This window comes from Corallococcus sp. CA047B (genome assembly GCF_003612065.1).
GTDB classification, from domain to species: Bacteria; Myxococcota; Myxococcia; order Myxococcales; family Myxococcaceae; genus Corallococcus; species Corallococcus praedator.
This window is the reverse complement of record NZ_RAWD01000052.1, coordinates 17,233-36,465: the sequence shown is the minus strand read 5'-3', so window position 1 is coordinate 36,465 and position 19,233 is coordinate 17,233. Positions and strand designations below refer to the sequence as shown.

Below are 19,233 nucleotides of genomic sequence, written 5' to 3'. Positions count from 1 at the left end.
GCCCGTACCCGCGCAGCACACTCGCGAAGCCCAGGCCGTGCACCAGGCCGAACAGGAAGGTGAGCCCCGCGCGGTGCCCATGCCGCTTGAGCACCAGGTTCTCCAGCGCCATGTAGAGGATGGACGCGGCGATGACGGCCTCCGCCCACCGCGTGCCCCGCGCCCCCAGCGTCACCCACCCGAGCGCCGTCAGCCCCAGCGTCAGCGAGTGCGCCAGCGTGAAGGACGTCACCAGCGCCAGCATCCGCCGGAACGAGCCGCCCACCAGCAGCACGGCGACCAGGAACAGCAGATGATCCGCGCCCTCCAGGATGTGCCGCACGCCCAGGCCCACCCAGCTGGCGAAGCCCTCCACCGCCCCGGCCGTTCCCTCCAGCGCCAGCGAGGGGTGTTCCTGATCCGCGAAGTCCGTGCCCGCCGGAGCGCCGCCTTCCGCTGCCCCCGCGCGGATCACCCGGTAGCCCGCTGGCAGCGCGTCCAGCACGCCGAACGTCTGGTGGAGCGCGCCCGGAGGACAGCGGAAGTCCGCGCGCAACACCACGCCCCCTTCCGGATCCCTGGCCGCGCTCGAGGCTTGGAGGATGCAGGCAGCGCCGTCCGCGAACAGGGGCACGCGGCTCCAGACGCACGCCTCCAGCTCCGCGCGCCGGGCCTCGGACGCGTCCGCATCGAATGCGGGCAGCAGCAGGCGGAGCGCTTCCGGGGACAGCGTGAGCGTCTCGCGCACGAGCGCCGGGGACGCGTCGTCGCGGACGGCCCGCACGGAGATCAGATCCGCTTCGTGGGCGTGGGCGACGCCGGACCCCAGCAGGGCCATCAGCGCCACCCGGACGGCGGGGACGGGCTTCATCGCGACCGCGAGCCTGCCCTCCGCGCGGCCCGGCCGTCCACTGCCGGATGCCGCACGGGGCGAAGCGCCGCGACCGCCGCCGTCACTATTCGGGCACGAACTCCAGGGTCACCTGCCGGCGTCCGCTCAGCCCGCCGTGGTGCGCGCCGCAGCGGGGACAGACGAGGGGCGCGTCCCAGTCCCACGACGCCTGCACCTCGTCGCCGCAGCAGAGCATGGGCAGCGTGCGCAGCACCTCTTCATCCGGCGGCAGCGGCCGGGGCAGCGGCTCCGGCGCCACCGACACGAAGGTGGGGTGCGGGTTCTGCGACAGCGTGCGCTGCACGTACGCGAGCTGTTCGTAGCGCACGTGGTTCGCCCACGAGCGCGCCATGTGCTCCACGTGGGCGGACTGCTCCGGCGTGAGCCACGCATCCGGCAGCGCGCGGTGGCCGCAGTACAGGCAGTGCCACGCGGGCAGCTCCTCCGCCGTGTACGCCTCGTGGACGTTCTCGAAGGGGAAGTAGCCGGCCAAGAGCCGCTGCAGCATCCCCGGATCATGCCGGTTCGGACGCGTCTTGAAGTTGCGCTGGCAGCGGGGACATTCGCGCCGTACGAAGCCCGCCTTGTCGCGCGGCAGCTCCAGCCACGCCATGTCCAGCTCCGGCACGTTCACGCCAGCCCCCGCCGGCGCCCCAGCGAAGCAACGGCCAGCACGAACGCGATGATGGAGAACACCAGGAGGAGGTGCACCCACTGCCCCTCCGTCGAACCGGTGATCAGCCCCATCACCCACAACACCATCAGAATGATGCCCATGGTCCAGTACACGCCACGCCTCCCGCCACACAGGGCCCACGAATAGAACGAGGCGCAAGCTAGGAACGCGGCCCCCTCGCGGCAACAGGGGGAGGTTTCTGCAGCCTCAGGTTGGGAAACAAACTTCCCTCCCCGGGCATTTTTTCAGACCGGCCATGGGCCCGCGGGGCCGTTCCGGACGCGCTCTATAAGGATCCTCCAAGGAGGCATACACACGCATCGTACGCTGGCACGTTGCCTGCTTAGTCGCAGGGTGTGGGCGAGTCAGCGGGCGCGAGCAGTCGGGCGCCAGGGGAGGGCGAGATGCGGGGTTGGACGGTGGCGATGGCGGCGGTGGTGGTGCTGGTGGGGACGGGCGCAGGGGCTTTCCCGGTGCAGGTGCCGGTGGGTGCGCAGGGTGAAGCGCCGGACATGGCGGCCCTGAGGGCGGAACTGGCGGAGAAGGACGCGCAGCTCAAGGCGGCGCTGGCCAAGCTCCAGATGTACGAGGACGAGGCGGACTTCCACCGCGCGGAACAGATGGGCGTCGTCGAGGCCGTGCGCGCCTCCGGGCTTCCCGAGCGGCAGCAGCGCCGGCTGGCCGTCTCCATCGTTCGCGAGGCGGAGCGCAACAACCTGGATCCGATGCTGGTGGTGGCGCTGATCCGCTGCGAGTCCTCCTTCAACAACTACGCGGTGTCCGGGGTGGGCGCCATGGGCCTCATGCAGGTGATGCCGGACACGGGCAAGTACCTGGCGGGCAAGGCGGGCTACCAGCTGGGCCGGCACACCAACCTGTTCGACTTCGAGACCAACGTGAACCTGGGCACCGCCTACCTCGCGGAGCTGATCGGCCGGTTCGGCTCCGTGGAGAGCGCGCTCGTGGCCTACAACGCGGGCCCCACCACCGCCCGGAAGATCCTGGCGAAGAAGGAGAACCGGGTGAAGTTCATGGCCGGCTATCCCGCCAAGGTCGTGAAGGAGTTCCAGAAGCTGAAGGCCCAGCAGGAGCGCGCGGTGAGCTTGCGTGCTGCCCAGCCGACGGAAGGTCGCAAGGGTTGACCGCTGCGTGACACGGCTTCCGCCTGATCGCCAACACTCGGGCGGAAGTTGCATGCCTGCCACTGACCGAAAACGCCGCAAGGGTGCAGTGTTCGTCTCCGGCTGTGCACCCCCACGGGTCACCTTGGGAAAGCCGGACCCCACACGGGGTCCGGGATGTGTTTCAGCCGCCATCACCTTCGCAGGCGGCACACAGGTGCACACCTCAGCGGGAGCACGGAACATGACGGGGCTTCAGATTCTTCGGGAAGAGGCGGCGGGACGGGTCACCCTGCGCCTGGAAGGAACGTTGGACGGCCGTACGGCGCAGGAGCTGAGCCTGTCGCTCCAGTCCCTGGCCAAGAGCGAAGTCGTCCTGGACTTCGCGCACCTGCGCGAGTTCAAGGACAGCGCGGTGGGGGTGCTCACGCACGGCCTGAAGGAAGGCGCGGTGGAGATGCGCGGCCTGGCCACGCACCACGAGCGGATGTTCCGCTACTTCGGCGTGCTGTCCTCGCCGGCGACGAACCGGGCCTGGTACACGCCCGAGGACGTCCTCTCCGTCTAGCAGCGGCAGTGCCCCGGGCGGTCCCCGAGCATCCCTGGAAGCCCCCGCGCAAGCAGGCGGGCTCCGAATGCGAAGGTGCCGCCCTGGAGGGTGTGCCGGCTCGCGGTCGCCTGGGTTAGAGTCCGCCCAGGATGACCCAGCCCGCCCGCGTCCTCGGTCCAGTTCCCACCCCTGCTTCCGCGCGCGCGGTCATGGAGCGGCTCGCCGCCCAGCTTGGCCGCGCCGTGCAGGGCAAACCCGTGGAGGTGCAGCGCGTCGTCACCTGTGTGGTGGCGGGCGGGCACCTGCTGCTGGAGGACATGCCGGGTGTGGGCAAGACGACGCTGGCCGAGGCCCTGGCCCGCGCGTGCGCCCTGTCCTTCTCCCGCATCCAGTTCACCGCGGACCTGTTGCCGGCCGACATCCTGGGCGCACAGGTGTTCCACTCGCAGACGGCCACCTTCTCCTTCCGCCCCGGACCGCTGTTCCGGCAGCTGGTGCTGGCGGACGAGCTCAACCGCGCCCCGCCGCGCACCCAGTCCGCGCTGCTGGAGGGCATGGCCCAGGGGCAGGTGTCGCTGGACGGTGAGACGCACCCGCTGCCCTCGCCCTTCACCGTGGTGGCCACCCAGAACCCGGTGGACTTCTCCGGCACCTATCCCCTGCCGGACTCCCAGTTGGATCGCTTCCTCGTGCGCCTGTCGCTGGGCCACCCGGCGCCGGACGTGGAGGCGCGCCTGCTCACCACGCGCGGCGCGGCGTCGCCCCTGGCGTCGGTGGAGGCGGTGACGGGGCCGGAGGAGCTGGCGTCGCTGCGCGACTTCGCCGCGGAGGTGAAGCTGGACGCGTCGGTGGCGGAGTACGTGGTGCGGCTGGCCCGGGCCACGCGCGAGCATGGCGACCTGGAGCGCGGCGCCTCCACGCGAGCGGTGCTGGCGCTGGGGTCCGCCGCGAGGGCCCAGGCCCTGTGGGAGGGGCGCGACTTCGTCACCCCCGGCGACGTGCGCACGATGCTCGTGCCCTGCTGGGCGCACCGGGTGCTGCTGCGAAGCGCGGTGCAGGGCGTGTCCGCGCGCGACGAGGCGGCGCACCTGGTGGAGGAGCTGTCCCGCAAGGTGGCGGCCCCCCGGTGAAGGCCGCCGCCCGCCCTCCCTTCCGGGCGCGGCTTCGCGCCCTCTTGCGGCCGCCGCGCACGCTGTCGGTGACGAAGACGGGCCGCACCTATCTGGTGGTGACGTTCGGCGTGGGGCTGGGCGCGCTCAACACCGGCAACAACCTGCTGTACCTGCTGTTGGGCCTGCTGCTCAGCATGGTGGTGGTGTCCGGCGTGCTGTCGGAGCGCTGCCTGCGCGACCTGACGGTGCGCCGTGTGGGCGCCGACGCGGCCTTCGCGCGCGAGCCCTTCGCCTACCGCTGGGCGGTGTCGCGCAAGGCGGGGCACGGCTTCGCGCTGACGCTGTCGGAGGACCTGTCGCCGCTCGTCGGCACCGGCCGGCTGGGCTACCTGCCGGCGGGCAAGGAGCTGGTTGTCCGGGCGGACCTGGCCGCGCCGCACCGGGGCCCGGTGCGGCTGTCCGGCGTGCGCGTCACCACGACGTGGCCGCTGGGCCTGTTCGCCAAGACGCGGGTGTTCTCGCTGGAGGGCACGCTGCTCGTGTACCCGCGCCGGGGCTACGCCTGCCGGGAGCCGGGACAGGCCGAGACGGGCCCCCGGGGTGAGTCGGGCAGTCCGCGCCATCAGGACGGCACCGGTGACGTGGCGGGCCTGAAGGAGCTGGCCCCGGGCGAGGATGCGCGCCGCATCCACTGGAAGAAGAGCGCCGCGGCGGGGCGCCTGCTCAAGGTGGAGCGCGAGCGCGAGGAGCGCCGCATCTGGAAGCTCGCGCTGGCCCCCGGGCTCACGGGCGACGCGCTGGAGCGCCAGTGCGAGGAGGTCGCCGCCCAGGCGCACCAGCTCCTCGGAGCGGGGCACGAAGTCGGTCTCCAGCTTCCGGACCACATGCTGCGTCCGGCGGCGGGGGCGGGGCAGGAGCGGAGGATCCTCCAGGCGCTCGCGTGGGTGGGCTTCGAGGACGTGGACGCCATCACGAAGCAGGAGGCCGCGTGAAGCGTCCCCTGCGGCTGCGACTGGTGCTGCGAGACCTGGGGGCGGGCGCCGCGTTTGGCGCCATGGCCGTCTCCGGACAGCTCCCCCTGTGGGTCCTGGGGGTGTTCCTGCTGTCGCTGGTGCTGGCGCTGTGCGACGTGCGGCTCGTGGCACGGCACTCACGCCTGTCCGCGCTGCTGCTGGTGATCGCGGCCGTCCTGCTGGGCCTGCGGCTGACGTCCGGCGCGATGAACGCGGTGGTGGCCGCGTGTGCCTTCGCGGGCCTCATCTCCGCGCAGCGGATGCTGTCCACGCCGGACGCCCCCGCGGACGGCCAGACGCACCTGACGGGCCTCTTGATGGTGGCCGGCGGCGCGGCGCTGTCCGGCGACATGACGTACGCGCTGTGCCTCATCGCCTTCGGGGTGCTGGCCAGCCTGTCGCTGGCGCTGGGCGTGGTGGAGGCGGCGGTGCCGGACGGCGAGCCCGTGCCGGTGCGCTCGGTGCTGCTGCCCCTGTCCGGGGGCCTGACGTTCGCGGTGGCCGGCGCGATGGCCTTCTTCATCCTCTTCCCCCGCCTCAACTGGGCCATGGTGGGCCCGCGTTCGGCGCCGGGGTTCGGCGCGGTCAGCAGCGCGGGCTTCTCCGACACCGTGCGGCTGGGCGGCGCGGGCACCATCAAGAGCAACCCGCGCGTGGTGCTGCGCGCCACGCTCACCCCCGACCCGGGCCGCGAAGAGCTGGACGCCTATTGGGTGGGCCGCACCTACGACACCTTCGACGGCCAGGAGTGGACGAACGTCGTCGGGGCCCTGCGCACCGAGCGGCAGATCACCCTGCGCCCCGCCAGCGACACCCTGCTCCACCAGCGCGTGGAGCTGCTGCCCGCCTACGGAGGCCGCACGCTGGTCGCGCTGGAGTCGCCGTCGCGGCTGGGCAACGCCGTGGCCCTCACGCCCACCGGAACGCGCGCCAGCACCGTCCAACTGCACGGCGGCGGCGAGGTGCGCTTCACCATCACCGCGCCCGCGTACACATACGAGGCCTACAGCCTGCCCCCGGACGCGAAGGCGGTCACCGCCTCCGGCCTGCGCTCCGAGGAGCGAGATCAGCTCCTGGCCCTGCCCGAACACCTGGATCCGCGCGTGGCCCAAATGGCGGCCCAGGTGCTCAACGGAGAGAAGGAACCGCTGGCCGCGGCGCGCAAGCTCGTCAGCCACCTGCAACGCGATTACGCGTACACGCTGGAGCAGGGAGGCCCCCAGGAGGATCCGCTCGCGGACTTCCTCTTCGTGCGCAAGGCGGGGCACTGCGAACACTTCGCCACCGCGCTCACGGTGCTGCTGCGCACGCAGGGCATCTCCGCGCGGCTGGCCACCGGCTTCTTCGGCGGGGCGCGCATGGACGGCGGCTACCTGGTGCGCGCCGGTGACGCCCACGCGTGGACGCACGTGTTCGTGCCGGGGCGCGGCTTCGTCACGGTGGACGCCACCCCGCCCTCGCACCGCACCAGCCAGGGCTCCGTCCTGCTGGAGAAGCTGCTCGCCCTCTACGAAGCCGTGGAGGGGCGCTGGCGACAGTCCGTCGTCGACTACTCGTTCCGCGATCAGTTCGAGCTGGCGAGCAAGCTGGTGCGCCCGCCCCGACGCTCCGCGGAGGCAACCTCCACCTCCAGCCGCCTGCCTCCGGCGCGCGCGTGGGTGACGGCCGCCGTGGTGGCCTTCCTCGTCTGGCGCCTGGGCCGCATCGTCGCCCGCTGGCCGCGCCGCGCCCTGCGCCTGGAGGCCACACGCTTCCTGGACCGGGTGGACGCGCAGCTGGCCCGCGCCCAGGTGCAGCGCCTTGAAGACGAGTCGCTGGAGGACCTCACCCCGCGGCTGGCGCGCGAGGGCCACCCCCTGGCCCTGGCGCTCACGCCCCTGACGCGCCGTTACCTGGAAGCGCGCTTCGGGGGCCGTGCCCTGCGCGAGGGAGAGGCCGAGCACCTGCTGGGGACGCTCCGCCGCGCGCTGGAGGCCGAGGCCGCCCGCCGCACCGCGGAACCTACCGGGCAGGCAGGCCCTACCGCCCGCGCCTCCTGAGCGGAAAGGAAGTGCCCTCCGGAAGGAAGCGGCCTTCCGCTCCCAGTCGCCCGCCCACCTCAGGGACGTCCGGGCGAAGCCGAAATGCCAACGCCCGCGCCTTGCGCGACCATTAAGCGTTACTGCGAACCTCATCCGTGAGCGCCATCGCGACGCGTGCCCGGGGGCGAAAGAGACGTGCACTTTCTACCCACTCAGGCCCGCGGATTTCCTCCGGTGGCCGGGTAACGGTTACAGACCGACCTACCCCGGCCCCTCCCTGCGTCCGTTAACCCCTTGGAGACACACGCGAATACATCCGACCGCGGTTGGCATCCCGGTTGCTCAAGGCAATGCACGTCAAGTTGTAGGGCTTGAACCCAGAGCACCTTTCAAACGCCTCCCCACGCGAGGAGGCCCCAATTCGGAGAATCCATCCATGCAGGCCTCGACCGAGCAGTCGTCCAATTCCGGCTCCCTGGCGATGTATCTCTCGGAGATCAACCAGTACAACCTCCTGAAGGTGGAGGAGGAGCAGGAGCTGGCGCGCCGCTTCATCAAGGGCGACCTGGCCGCGGGTCACCGCCTGGTGACGGCCAACCTGCGCTTCGTGGTGAAGGTCTCCTACGAGTACCGCTCCTACGGCATCAAGATGTCCGACCTCATCCAGGAGGGGAATATCGGCCTGATGAAGGCGGTGCAGAAGTTCGATCCGGACAAGGGTATCCGCCTCATCTCCTACGCGGTGTGGTGGATCCGCGCGTACATCCAGAACTACATCCTGAAGAGCTGGTCCCTGGTGAAGCTTGGAACCACGCAGGCGCAGCGCAAGCTGTTCTTCAGTCTGGCCCGCACGCGCCGGGAGCTGGAGAAGCTGGGCAGCGGCGACGCGGTGGTGAACGTGGATGAGATCGCCCGCAAGCTGCACGTGAAGCCGGGCGAGGTGCGGGAGATGGAGCAGCGCATGGGCGGCCGGGATTTGTCCCTGGACGCGCCCATGGGCGAGGACGGCGGCAACAGCCACGTGGACTTCGTGGTGAGCGCCGCGGCGCCCCAGGACGACGAGTTCGCTGACAAGGAGGAGGCGGGCCTCATCAACAACCGCGTGCGCACCGCGCTCATGCGCCTGGATCCGCGCGAGCGCTTCATCATCGAGCAGCGCGTGATGAACGAGCGCCCCATGACGCTCAAGGAGCTGGGCGAGCACTTCGGCTTCTCCCGCGAGCGCGCGCGCCAGCTGGAGATCCGCGCCAAGGACAAGCTCAAGTCGGAGCTGGCCGCGCTGATGGCGGAAGTGGATCCGGAGACCCTCGCCGCGCAGGGCTGACGCATCCCGGCAGTGCCCACGCCACCCCGCCGCCCCACTCGGGGCGTGTGGGGTGCGCGTGTTTCAGGGACACGGGTGTTTTCGCGCCCGGCCGGGGAGCCTGCTAGAAAGGCCCCCTGGTTCCCTGTCAGGAGTGCCTGCTTGTCCCACGCTTCAAAGCCGGTCGTCGATGATCGCGTTCCCCTCGCGGAGGCCCACGGCCCCGCCACGCACAAGCCCTATGTGTCGCCAGAGCAGTCGCCCGCCGAGCTGACGATCCGCGGGCTGGTGCTCGGGTCGGTGCTGGGCATCGTGTTCGCCGCGTCGTCCGTGTACCTGGCCATCAAGGTGGGCCTCACGGTGTCCGCGTCCATCCCGGTGGCGGTGCTCTCCATCGCCATCTTCCGGGCCCTGGGGCGCTCCAGCATCCTGGAGAACACCATCGTCCAGACGACGGGCTCCGCGGGTGAGTCGCTCGCGTTCGGCGTGGCGGCGGCGCTGCCCGCCCTGCTCATCCTGGGCTACGACATCAGCCTCACGCACGCGTTCCTCACCGCGGCCCTGGGCGGCGTGCTGGGCGTCCTGATGATGATTCCCCTGCGCCAGGGCCTCATCGTCCAGGAGCACGGGAAGCTCACGTATCCGGAGGGCACCGCGAGCGCGGACGTGCTCATCGTCGGCGAGCAGGGCGGCACCAACGCGCGCACGGTCATCCTGGGTTTCATCATCGGTGGCGTCTACAAGTTCGCCTACTCCGGGATGAAGCTCTTCAAGGAGGCCATCGGCATGCCCATCAAGGGGCTCAAGGCGGCGACGCTCTCCACGGAGGTGTCGCCGGAGCTGCTGGGCGTGGGCTACATCATCGGGCCGCGCGTCGCGTCCATCACCTTCGCGGGCGGCGTGCTCAGCTACCTCATCCTCATCCCGATGGTGTCCTTCTTCGGCAGCGGCATGGACACGCCGCTGCTCGTGCACAACGGAATGCTCATCCGGGACATGTCGCCGGATCAGATCCGCAACGCGTACGTGCTCTACATCGGCGCGGGCGCGGTGGCGACGGGCGGCCTCATCAGCCTCATCCGCTCCCTGCCCACCATCGTGGGCGCCTTCAAGCGCAGCGTGGAGACCCTGCGCGCCTCGCGCACCCAGGGGCCCCTGCCCACGGTGCTGCGCACGGATCAGGACCTGCCCATCACCGTGGTGCTGGTGGGCAGCGCGCTGCTCATCCTGGCCATCTGGCTTGCGCCCCCGCTGCACGTGAACTTCATCTCCGCCATCCTCATCGTCATCTTCGGCTTCTTCTTCGTGACGGTGAGCGCGCGCATCACGGGTGAGATTGGCAGCTCCTCCAACCCCATCTCCGGCATGGTGGTCGCGACACTGCTCGTCACCTGCCTCGTGTACCTGCTGTTCGGCTGGACGTCGTCGCCGGACCGCTTCATGGCCCTCACCACGGCGGCCATCGTGGGCATCGCGGCGTCCAACGGCGGCACCACCGCGCAGGACCTGAAGACGGCCTTCCTCGTCGGCGGCACACCCAAGAAGCAGCAGATCGCCCTCTTCGTCGGCGTGCTCACCAGCGCGATGTTCATCGGCCTGGTGCTGGTCCTGCTCAACCAGGGCGCCACCGCGGTCATCCCGGAGTCGCACCCCGGCGTGCAGGTGACGGAGATGTCCACGGAGACGCGCACCCAGCACACGTACCGCTGGGCCGTGTCCCAGGACGCGCTCACCCAGCGCGGCATGACGCCCGCGCTGCTCAAGCGCTCGCTGTGGGCGGAGCGCCTGGATGCGGTGCCCGCGGAGGGCGCGCTGGAGCTGCGCAGCTGGCGCCCCATCCCGGCCACGGAGCTGGCGGGGATGACGCTGTCGTCGGCCACCGGGCCGTCGCTGAAGCTGTCGGACGCGGGGCTCGTCACCGCGGGACCGGACCGCATCTACAAGGAAGGCTTCGTGCGCGGCGCGGACACGCCGGTGCCCGCCGGCCGCTACCTCGTGGATGACGCGGGCAGCATCCAGTACGTGGTGGACCCGGGCATCGGCGGGCGCATCAGCGAGTACGAGGGCCAGACGCTCACGCGCTACTCGGCGCCCAAGGCGCAGCTGTTCGCGCTCATCATCGACGGCATCCTCACGCAGCGGCTGCCTTGGGACCTGGTGCTGCTGGGCGTCTTCATCGCGCTGATGCTGGAGCTGTGCGGCGTGTCGTCCCTGCCCTTCGCGGTGGGCGTGTACCTGCCCATCAGCAGCAGCGCGCCCATCTTCGTGGGCGGCATGGTGCGCCACTTCGTGGACAAGCTGCGCGGCGGCAGCGCGGCGGAGTCGGAGTTCTCCCCCGGCACGCTGATGTCCTCCGGCTACATCGCGGGCGGCTCCATCGCGGGCGTGCTCATCGCCTTCCTGGAAATCGCCAGCGACGGCACCTGGACGCGCGCCATCAACCTGCCCGCCCTCTTCGGCCACGAGAACGCCATTGGCGCCTTCCTCAACGCCGTGGGCGAAAGCGAGCTGGCGCACCCCACCTGGTCCAACGTCTGGGGCCTGGTGTTCTTCGCCGCCCTCACCGCCGTGCTGTTCCGCTCCGCCCTCAAGGGCAAGAGCGGCGCGGAAGCCCCGCCCCCGTCGCACTGAGGCAGGCGCGGAACTGAGTGCCCTCCCCCGCCAAAGCGCGCGGGAGGGCCGCTACAGCCCGGGCACCGAGGGAGGAACCTCCGCCCCGTCTCCCACCGCATCCGGCCCCTGCGCGCAGACGTACTCGGCGCGCAGCGGGGCCACGATGCCGAAGGTGAAGACGTACACGATGGGGCTCCACCACGGCCAGTACACGTCCACCCGCGACAGGCCGTGCCGGCACTCGCCCGCGGCCACGTCGGACGTCGTCAGGCCCGCCACGAAGCTCGCCCCCATGCGGCCCTCGGGGGCGCCTTCGCGCGGCGCCGGGCTTCGCACGCTCATGCGGAAGCACCCCGTCAGGGACGTCAGGACGAGGGCGGACAGGGCCAGTCGCTTCATGGGCGGCACCTCCAGCGAAAACGGGGGCCCTTGCGTAACACACCGGGGATTCCCCGCCAGTCCGCCATCTGTTGCCCAGGTGTCACGCCAAACCCCTGGATTCTGGACGGTTCTGGGATTGGGACGGGGCCTGGGACGGGAGTAGGATGGACGTCTCTCATGGCCCAGCCCCAGAAAGTCACGGACGCGAACGCGAGCGCCGAGGCGGAGCAGTCCCCCGAAGTCCGCGAGAAGGTGGAGCTTGCGCGCACGTTCGCGTTCCACCTGCTCAAGGGCATCAAGCAGATCGGCATGTACCGCCACAACGAGGCGCGCTTCCCGGAGTTCCTCGCCAAGGCGCAGGAGGCCATCTCCGCGTACACGGAGAAGTTCGGCCCGCTGTCGTTGAAGGTGGAGCAGCAGAACTTCACGCTCCACAACGAGGCGCTCTTCACCGAGGAGTCGTCGCTCCCCTACAAGTTCTTCCGCGACGGCATCCGCCAGCTCATCTTCCGGCCGGGGCTGCCGCTGGAAGAGTTGGTCACGCTCACGCTCATCGCGCTGTCGGAGCCGGAGCGCGGCGCGGAGGACGTGCTCGCGCAGCTGTGGCGCGCGGGCATGCAGCAGGTGGAGTACGTGGTCGTGGAAGGCTTCTCCATGGAGGGAGCCAACGAGGACGAGGTCCAGGTGGAGGTGGACAAGGTGGTGGGCTACCTCTACTCCCGCCTCCAGACGAACTCGGATGACTTCCTGCGCTTCGCGCGCGTGTCCGCGGAGGACCTGGACGCGAAGCTGGACGGCGTGGAGCAGATCCGCGGCCTCGTCGTGGGCGGCCGGCACGCGACGGACGACCTGAAGGCCCGGCTGCAGAAGGACATCACCGAGGAGGAGAACGCGCGGCTGTTCCCCAAGCTGGTGGGCGCGGTGTTCCAGGTGGTGGAAGGCGGCGTGGACGACGCGGTCCTGCTGGAGGAGATCTTCCTGCAGCTGTTGGACATGCTGCTGCTCCAGGACGACTTCGGCACGGTGAACCAGATCGTCCTCAAGCTGCGCGCGCTGTCCCAGCGCGCCGACGGAGGCGACGACCTGGCGCGCCTGCTGTCGTCGTTCCTCCACAAGATGGGCGAGGAGCAGCGCCTGAGCCGGGTGGGTGAATCGCTCAAGACGACGCGCGCGAAGCAGCCCCAGGACGTGACGCGCTACCTGCAGGCGCTGGGCGTGGACTCGGTGCTGCCGCTGCTCAACGTGCTGGAGACGATTGAGCTGCCGGAGAACCGCGCGCTCCTGTGCGACGTGCTGGGCGGCTTCGCTCGCGACCTGCCGGAGCCCTTCGTGGCGCGACTGCTGTCGGACCGGCCGCAGACGGTGCGCGACATGGTCTACATCCTGGAGAAGAGCAACCACCCGGACCGGGTGAAGATGTTCGCCCAGGTGCTCAAGAGCCCCAACCTCGTCGTCAAGCTGGAGGTGCTGCAGATCATCGGGCGCGGGCGCACGGCGGAGGCGCGGCGCATCATCTACGACGCGCTCAACGACAGCGTCTCCCAGGTGCGCATGCTGGCCGCGAAGCTGCTGCCGGAGTTCGACCGTGACAAGGCCTTCCCGGACCTGGTGAAGCTGGTGAGGGACCCGGGCTGGGACAAGAAGACGTCGGATGAGAAGGCGGCGGTGTACGCGGCCATCGGGGCCACCAACCTGCCCGCCGCGCTGTCCATGATGCAGCAGCTGCTGGCGGTGAAGCCGTCGCTGCTCAACAAGCGCCGGGTGATGGAGGACAAGTTCCTGGCCATCCACGGCCTGGGCGGCGCGGGCTCCATCCAGTCCTACAAGTTGTTGCAGGCCGTGGTGGAGGACAAGTCCCAGCCGCTGGACGTCCTCACCGCCGCCCGCAAGGCGATGTATCAGACGCGCAAGGCCCTCTTCGGGGACTCGGCGCTTCCGGAAGAGACGACGTGACGCCATGGCCGACAACCTGAAGATCAGTCACAACCAGGAAGAGAACGTCAACGAGTACGGCCGCGAGCACAACGAGAAGCTCCAGGGCCTCTCGCGCTCCATGCTCGCGGGCCTCTACATGCTCGTGCGCTCCGTGAAGATGTATGACCCGGAGAACGCGGTCTTCGAGAAGCCGCTGCACCAGCTCCAGGACATCATCAACCAGATCATCGGCAAGGAAGGCCGGCTGGAACTGGCGGGCGTCAAGGACTCCTTCTACCTCAACGGCATGCTGGTGAAGGTGGACCTGAACTCCATCGAGAACCAGCGCTACCTCTTGTCGGAGATGCGCGCCAAGGACGTGGGCGGCATCACGCTGACCAAGCCCGTCACGGTGCAGGAGCTGAAGAACTTCGTCTGGATCTTCAGCAAGGAGCAGTCCACCGCCGCGGAGGAGGACGGCCTCCAGGGGCGCAAGCTGCTCAACATGCGCGTGGCGAAGTTCTCCAAGCTCAAGGAGAAGCTGAACAAGGACATGGACAACCCGGGCGACCAGAAGGTCGACCGGAAGAAGTACGCCATGACCGTGTACGCCCGCGCGGTGTTCTTCCTGCAGAAGTACCTGGAGTCGGTGCGCGCGGGAAAGCCCATCGGCTCATCGCGCGCGCTGCGGCTGGTGCAGGACTTCGTGGACATCTCCTACGACCAGCGCACCCACTTCCTGGGCATGACGACGCAGAAGCGTGAGGACGACTACCTCGTCTACCACCAGGTCAACGTCGCGCTGATGTGCATCGTGTTCGGCGCGGAGCTGGGCCTGACGAAGCCGCAGCTGCGCGACCTGGGCTACATCGCGCTCTTCCACGACGCGGGCATGACGACGCTGCCGGAGGAGCTGTCCACCAAGCGCGGCGCGCTCACCGCGGATGAGAAGGTCACCGTGGCGCGCGCGCCCCTCATCAGCGTGCGCAACATCCTGATGGAGAAGGGCTTCAGCCGCTCCACGCTGTTGCGCGTGGTGACGACGTTCGAGCACAAGACGGACTACGGCACCGCGGTGCGCGACGCGCGCGGCAACATCCAGATGATCATCCCCAAGACGAACCTGGGGGTGTACGCGAAGCTCATCGCCATCTGCGACGCCTACGACGCGCTCACCTCGCGCCGGCCGTACCGGGATGCCTACGGCCCGGAGGTCGCGCTGATGCTGATGTGGACGGAGATGCGCCAGAAGTTCGACCCGGAGCTCTTGTCCGTCTTCATGCGGGTGATGGCCATCCAGCCCATCAAGGTGCTCTCCCGCCGCCAGCAGCAGATCAGCGTTTCCGGGATCTAGTCGCCTTCGCCGGGGCCTTCTTCGCGGTGGGGGGCCCGGCGGGAACGCCCGCCTCCCGCAGCAGCGCCAGCGCCTTCGTGAAGTCCTCCGGCAGGGGGGCCTCCAGCGACAGGGGCTTGTGGGTGCGCGGGTGCTCGAAGGCCAGGCGCCAGGCGTGCAGCGCCTGACGGCCCAGCAGCTCCTGCACCTCCGCCACCGCGCCCTTGGCCTTGCGGCCCGCACCGTAGAGCGCGTCACAGAGCAGCGGGTGACCGGCCTCGGCCAGGTGCACGCGGATCTGATGCGTGCGGCCGGTGAGCAGGTCCACCTCCACCAGGGCGGCGCCCTCGAAGGCCTCGATCACGCGGTACAGGGTGATGGCGGGCTTGCCCTCCTTCACCTTGCCGGTGAAGCGCTGGCGGTGGATGGGGTGGCGGCCGTAGAGCGTCTCGATGCGGCCTTCCGCCTGGGGCACGCCGTGCACCAGCGCCAGGTACGTCTTCTGGACCTCGCGCGTCTTGAAGGACTTCTGGAGGGCCACCAGGGCCTGCTCGTGCTTGGCGACGACGAGGCAGCCGGTGGTGTCCTTGTCCAGCCGGTGCACGATGCCTGGGCGCAGCTCCCCGCCCACGCCGGCCAGGTCCTTCACGCGGTGCAGGAGCGCGTTGACCAGCGTGCCGGAGGCGTGGCCCGCGCCGGGGTGCACCACCATGCCGGCGGCCTTGTCCACGACGACGAGGTCGCGGTCCTCGTGCAGCACGGACAGGGGCAGCGCTTCGGCCTGGGGGATGGCGGCGACGGGCGCGGGGATGTGGACGGAGAGCCGTTCCCCTCCGCGCAGGCGCTGCGCCACCCTGCCGGGCTTGCCGTCGGACAGCACGTGGCCGTCGGCGATGAGGCCCTGGAGGCGGGAGCGGGTGAGGTCCGGGAACGCGCGGGCCAGGTACTGATCCAGGCGCTCTCCCCGGGCTTCGGGGAGGGCCAAGTGCTCGCGCGTGTCGGGTGAGGCCACGGAGCGGGTGACTACCAGATCTTCGACTTCACGTGCGCCTTGGAGCGCAGGACGATGTCGTTGACGGCGCGCTCGAAGAAGTTCGCCTGGGTGCTGATCTCCTGGCTGACGCGGCTCTTGTAGAGCGCACGCCCCTCCTCCAGCTCCTCCTTGAGGACCTCGAAGAGGTTGTCCTGCTCGATGCCCTTGATGATCTTCTGCTCGTTGTAGAGCGAGATATCCGAGGCGATCGCGCGGGCCAGACGCATCGCCTTGACCTTTTCCTCTTCCGTCATCGTGCCATTACTTAGGCACCCACCCCCTGCGAGTCAACTTTCCTGATGCGCGGCGTGACGGAGGGCCGCCCTCCAGGTCAGCGGCCCGACTTGGGGGGTTTCTCGGAGAACAGCGCCAGGTAGCTCTTGGACACGCGCAGGGGGTCCAGGCCCAGCTCGCGGGCGAGGTTCATCAGGATGCCGCGCAGGTACACGGGCGGGGGCAGCGCGGTGTAGCGGTCCGCCTCCACGTTCTCCAGGTGACGCACGGAGATGCGGGTGCGGTCGGCGAGCTGCTGGATGGACAGGCTCCGGGCCTCGCGCACGCGGCGCAGCAGTTCGCCGTTGAACTCGGCGTCCGCCGGGATGTCCACACCCCGGGGGCGGGCCTCCTTGACCCGGGCGGCCACCTGCGCCAGCGCGGACTCCGCGGTCGCGATGGCCGCGTCCTGGGCCAGCACCTGGGCCTCCCCCAGCTTCCGGGGGACGGGGATCTTCGCCCCCGGGACGGGACGGGTGTTCGCGGAGGGACGCGCGTCGATGGGGCGCGCCGTGAGGGGGCGCACGGCGGCACGCGAGGCCCCGGTGGCCGGCGTCCGCGACAGGGCGGTGGAGGAGACCTCCGGGGTCGCGTCGGGGGTGCTCGGGGCGCGGGCGTCCGGGATGGGGTTCGGATCCGACTCCCCCGAGGCCGGGGCGGCGGCGATGGGAGCGCTGTCGACGGCCGGGGTTTCCGGCTGGGTGGAATCAGTCGAAGCGGACGTGGCGCTGGCTTCGGTGGGCGTGCCGGAGTTCGGAGGCGTCACCGGGGCGACCGACGACGCGTCCGCCGTGGCCGGGGCTTCCGGGCGGTCCGACACCGGAGTGGCGGAGGCCACCGCAGGGTCCGAAGCGGAAGCGGTCGTCACCGGGACGGCAGCCTCCGGATGATCCGCCGTGGAACCGGCGGCCGAAGAGACCGCCCCGTCCGCCTGCTCCGACGTGGGGGCCGCTGGCGCGTGCTCGCGGAGCGGCTCAGGAGCAGCCGGAGTCGAGGCAGCGGCGCCCGCGCGCTCAGAGCCGGAAGCACCGGGCGTCGAGGCAGCGGCGTCCGTACGGTCCGAACCGGAATCATCAGGCTTCGAGGCGGCGGCGCTGCCCGCTTCAATGCTCGCGACGGCGGGCGCGGCTTCGACAGCGTTCGCGGCCGGGGCTTCCGAGGCCAGTACCGCATCGGCTTGTGACGAAGCCCGGGGGCTCGTCTCCACGGGCACCGGAGCCGAAGCCCCCCTGCCCTGCCCGCGCAGCGGACCGGCGGGGACGTAGACGAACGACAGGCTCCGGGTGAACGACGCGCGGAACGCATCCACCACCGCCACGCCACCCACCATCACCGGCTCGGGGGTCACGCCGGACGCGTCCTCCCCTGGGGCCTCCTGCCGCTTCGACTCCTCACCCCGCATCCGCTCCTCGCTCTTTCCGGGCGTCCCGCTCGCGCGCGGGGCCTCCTCTTCATTCACGGATGCCACGGCCTTCAGTCGCGACTCCGCCTCCACCCTTTCGGCATCCACGGCGCCCGCGGCCTTCGCCAGCGCGGCAGCGGCCGTCGCCAGGGCCTCCGCGACCCGAGCGGCCGAGTCCGCCTTCTCCACGGCCCCCGACGCCACGGTCGCCTTCGCGAGCCGCTCCGTCGACAGCCCCAGCGAACGGTCATACTCGACGCGCAGGTCCGCGTCCGTGAGCATCTCCATCGCTTCGGTCATCTTCTCGCGCAGCGCATCCACCTGCTCCGGGTCGCCCAGCGCGTACACCGCGATGGAGTCCGGCGAATACAGCTCCATCAGGCGCTGATGGGCCGCGCGGATGTCGTCGTCGGACGCCGAGGGCGGGACCTCCAGGAGCTCGTAGTAGGTCTGCTGCGCGAAGGGCTTCATGGGATTGCGGACTCGGAGGAAAGGCCGTCGAGCGACAGCAGACGCGTGGCGATGCGCTGGAGACCCAGGGACACGGGCGAGTCGGGGCGCTCGATGAGCACCGGCTTGCGCTTGCGCACCGCACGCCACGCTTCGTCGTCGTATCGCAGCGCGCCCAGATCATCCATGTCGATGCCAAAGAACTTCTTCCAGGCGGCCACCATCGCGGCGCCCACGTTGGCATCCGCGTCGGTGCGCGCCTGGTTCACCACCAGCCGCACCCGGAACGAGGCCAGCTCCCGCTCCAGCCGCTCCGCGTCCGAGGGCGCCTTCTTGCGCACCTGCGCGACCACGTCATGCAGCGTCCGCAACCCACCCTCACGGGTAGACAGCGCTCCCTCCACCAGGTCCTGGATGCCGTACTGCGCCTCCACCTGCTGGAGCTTGCGGAAGAAGGCCGCCTTGACGAAGCGGTACGCGTTCTCCACCGACGTGGGCTCCGGCAGCACCACCAGCAGGCCGTGGTCCGCGAGCAGGAAGAAATCCAGCGTGTTGAAGCTGGTGCCCGCGCCCAGGTCCAGGATGAGGTAGTCCGCCGTCTGCGCGAGCAGCGTGCGCAACAGCTTCTGCTTCTGCGCGTACTTGAGGTTCGCCGCGTCCAGCGAGTCCTGCGCGCCAGCGATGAGCGACAGCCCCGGCACGCCGGTGGAGACCATCACCTCTTCCAGGTTCCCCTTCCCGCGCCGCAGGAAGTCCGACAGCGTGGACTCCGGAGGCCCGACGCCCAGGCACGTGTGCAGGTTGGCCCCGCCCAGGTCCGCGTCCACCAGCAGCACCTTGTGGCCGGCCTGCGCGAGCGCGACGCCCAGGTTCGCGGACACCATCGACTTGCCGATGCCGCCCTTGCCGCCGCCCACCGCGATGATCCGGCGGGAGCGGGCCCGACGCGCCAGTCCGGCGGGACCCGATGAAGCCACGGCGTCAGGCTCCACGGCACTCAAGGGGCGCGCCGGCGCGCTGGCCAACGAGGCGGGAGCGGATCCGGGGGGCGACAAGGGGGCGGGCTTCACGGAGGCTCGCATCAAAACCCGTCCTACCGCCCGAGTCGACACCCCGCCATTTCGCGACCTCTCTCAGCACGGTACTCCGCCCGCGCCCCGACGCCCG

At 70.3% G+C, this 19,233-nt stretch carries 17 protein-coding genes; 9 read left to right on the top strand and 8 right to left on the bottom strand.

Annotated elements, in window-relative coordinates; genetic code table 11:
- The 3 genes from D7X74_RS11540 to D7X74_RS11530 all read right to left on the bottom strand — a co-directional run.
- Positions 1-850 (bottom strand): HupE/UreJ family protein (locus tag D7X74_RS11540; RefSeq protein WP_120532988.1); only part of this gene is annotated, 850 nt, incomplete at its 3' end.
- 85 nt (positions 851-935) lie between these two features.
- On the bottom strand, positions 936-1,505 hold the full coding sequence (locus tag D7X74_RS11535; RefSeq protein ID WP_233595572.1) for a hypothetical protein: 570 nt from the start codon (positions 1,503-1,505) through the stop codon (positions 936-938).
- Positions 1,502-1,648, bottom strand: coding sequence for a lmo0937 family membrane protein (locus D7X74_RS11530; RefSeq protein ID WP_370450742.1), 147 nt, complete (start codon positions 1,646-1,648; stop codon positions 1,502-1,504). The genes D7X74_RS11535 and D7X74_RS11530 overlap by 4 nt, the downstream gene beginning before the upstream one ends.
- Positions 1,649-1,951: 303 nt before the next feature.
- Between D7X74_RS11530 and D7X74_RS11525 the strand changes: the two genes are divergently transcribed.
- The 7 genes from D7X74_RS11525 to D7X74_RS11495 all read left to right on the top strand — a co-directional run bounded on the left by D7X74_RS11525 (position 1,952) and on the right by D7X74_RS11495 (position 11,298).
- Positions 1,952-2,689, top strand: a complete 738-nt coding sequence (locus tag D7X74_RS11525; RefSeq protein WP_120532986.1) for a lytic transglycosylase domain-containing protein — start codon at positions 1,952-1,954, stop codon at positions 2,687-2,689.
- Between the two features lie 223 nt (positions 2,690-2,912).
- The gene (locus D7X74_RS11520; RefSeq protein WP_120532985.1) at positions 2,913-3,236 is read left to right on the top strand and encodes an STAS domain-containing protein; all 324 of its coding nucleotides are present in this window, start codon (positions 2,913-2,915) and stop codon (positions 3,234-3,236) included.
- Positions 3,237-3,367: 131 nt separating this feature from the next.
- The gene (locus D7X74_RS11515) at positions 3,368-4,348 is read left to right on the top strand and encodes a MoxR family ATPase (RefSeq protein ID WP_120532984.1); all 981 of its coding nucleotides are present in this window, start codon (positions 3,368-3,370) and stop codon (positions 4,346-4,348) included.
- Positions 4,345-5,322, top strand: coding sequence for a DUF58 domain-containing protein (locus D7X74_RS11510; protein ID WP_120532983.1), 978 nt, complete (start codon positions 4,345-4,347; stop codon positions 5,320-5,322). The genes D7X74_RS11515 and D7X74_RS11510 overlap by 4 nt, the downstream gene beginning before the upstream one ends.
- Positions 5,319-7,382 carry a DUF3488 and transglutaminase-like domain-containing protein gene (locus tag D7X74_RS11505; RefSeq protein ID WP_120532982.1) on the top strand — a complete coding sequence of 688 codons (2,064 nt, stop codon included), beginning with the start codon at positions 5,319-5,321 and terminating at the stop codon, positions 7,380-7,382. Before D7X74_RS11510 ends, D7X74_RS11505 begins: the two co-directional genes overlap by 4 nt.
- Positions 7,383-7,800: 418 nt before the next feature.
- Positions 7,801-8,688: an RNA polymerase factor sigma-32 gene (locus D7X74_RS11500; protein WP_120532981.1), complete on the top strand. Its 888-nt coding sequence runs from the start codon at positions 7,801-7,803 to the stop codon at positions 8,686-8,688.
- A 141-nt stretch (positions 8,689-8,829) separates the two neighbouring features.
- Positions 8,830-11,298 carry an OPT family oligopeptide transporter gene (locus D7X74_RS11495; protein WP_120532980.1) on the top strand — a complete coding sequence of 823 codons (2,469 nt, stop codon included), beginning with the start codon at positions 8,830-8,832 and terminating at the stop codon, positions 11,296-11,298.
- Between the two features lie 51 nt (positions 11,299-11,349).
- Here D7X74_RS11495 and D7X74_RS11490 read toward each other — a convergent pair whose 3' ends face one another.
- Positions 11,350-11,679, bottom strand: coding sequence for a hypothetical protein (locus D7X74_RS11490; protein WP_120532979.1), 330 nt, complete (start codon positions 11,677-11,679; stop codon positions 11,350-11,352).
- 159 nt (positions 11,680-11,838) lie between these two features.
- Between D7X74_RS11490 and D7X74_RS11485 the strand changes: the two genes are divergently transcribed.
- Complete coding sequence (locus D7X74_RS11485) at positions 11,839-13,614, top strand: HEAT repeat domain-containing protein (RefSeq protein WP_120532978.1); 1,776 nt, start codon at positions 11,839-11,841, stop codon at positions 13,612-13,614.
- 4 nt (positions 13,615-13,618) lie between these two features.
- Positions 13,619-14,929, top strand: coding sequence for an HD-GYP domain-containing protein (locus D7X74_RS11480; RefSeq protein WP_120532977.1), 1,311 nt, complete (start codon positions 13,619-13,621; stop codon positions 14,927-14,929).
- On the opposite strand, the gene D7X74_RS11475 is transcribed toward D7X74_RS11480, so the two are convergent.
- From D7X74_RS11475 to D7X74_RS11460, 4 genes are all read right to left on the bottom strand, one after another.
- Complete coding sequence (locus D7X74_RS11475; RefSeq protein ID WP_120532976.1) at positions 14,910-15,920, bottom strand: RluA family pseudouridine synthase; 1,011 nt, start codon at positions 15,918-15,920, stop codon at positions 14,910-14,912. The genes D7X74_RS11480 and D7X74_RS11475 overlap by 20 nt on opposite strands.
- A gap of 11 nt (positions 15,921-15,931) precedes the next feature.
- Complete coding sequence (locus D7X74_RS11470) at positions 15,932-16,195, bottom strand: hypothetical protein (protein ID WP_120532975.1); 264 nt, start codon at positions 16,193-16,195, stop codon at positions 15,932-15,934.
- 77 nt (positions 16,196-16,272) lie between these two features.
- A complete protein-coding gene (locus tag D7X74_RS11465) occupies positions 16,273-18,087 on the bottom strand; it encodes a helix-turn-helix domain-containing protein (protein WP_120532974.1) in 1,815 nt (604 codons plus the stop codon).
- Positions 18,084-19,148, bottom strand: coding sequence for a P-loop NTPase (locus tag D7X74_RS11460; RefSeq protein WP_120532973.1), 1,065 nt, complete (start codon positions 19,146-19,148; stop codon positions 18,084-18,086). The genes D7X74_RS11465 and D7X74_RS11460 overlap by 4 nt, the downstream gene beginning before the upstream one ends.
- Between the last annotated feature and the right edge of the window lie 85 nt (positions 19,149-19,233).

What these genes read in the sequence shown, in the direction of transcription:
- D7X74_RS11530 (WP_370450742.1), bottom strand. Translation starts at nt 1,648, where the DNA reads ATGGGCATCATTCTGATGGTGTTGTGGGTGATGGGGCTGATCACCGGT.
- D7X74_RS11525 (WP_120532986.1), top strand. Translation starts at nt 1,952, where the DNA reads ATGCGGGGTTGGACGGTGGCGATGGCGGCGGTGGTGGTGCTGGTGGGG.
- D7X74_RS11520 (WP_120532985.1), top strand. Translation starts at nt 2,913, where the DNA reads ATGACGGGGCTTCAGATTCTTCGGGAAGAGGCGGCGGGACGGGTCACC.
- D7X74_RS11515 (WP_120532984.1), top strand. Translation starts at nt 3,368, where the DNA reads ATGACCCAGCCCGCCCGCGTCCTCGGTCCAGTTCCCACCCCTGCTTCC.
- D7X74_RS11500 (WP_120532981.1), top strand. Translation starts at nt 7,801, where the DNA reads ATGCAGGCCTCGACCGAGCAGTCGTCCAATTCCGGCTCCCTGGCGATG.
- D7X74_RS11490 (WP_120532979.1), bottom strand. Translation starts at nt 11,679, where the DNA reads ATGAAGCGACTGGCCCTGTCCGCCCTCGTCCTGACGTCCCTGACGGGG.
- D7X74_RS11485 (WP_120532978.1), top strand. Translation starts at nt 11,839, where the DNA reads ATGGCCCAGCCCCAGAAAGTCACGGACGCGAACGCGAGCGCCGAGGCG.
- D7X74_RS11480 (WP_120532977.1), top strand. Translation starts at nt 13,619, where the DNA reads ATGGCCGACAACCTGAAGATCAGTCACAACCAGGAAGAGAACGTCAAC.
- D7X74_RS11470 (WP_120532975.1), bottom strand. Translation starts at nt 16,195, where the DNA reads ATGACGGAAGAGGAAAAGGTCAAGGCGATGCGTCTGGCCCGCGCGATC.
- D7X74_RS11465 (WP_120532974.1), bottom strand. Translation starts at nt 18,087, where the DNA reads ATGAAGCCCTTCGCGCAGCAGACCTACTACGAGCTCCTGGAGGTCCCG.
- D7X74_RS11460 (WP_120532973.1), bottom strand. Translation starts at nt 19,148, where the DNA reads ATGCGAGCCTCCGTGAAGCCCGCCCCCTTGTCGCCCCCCGGATCCGCT.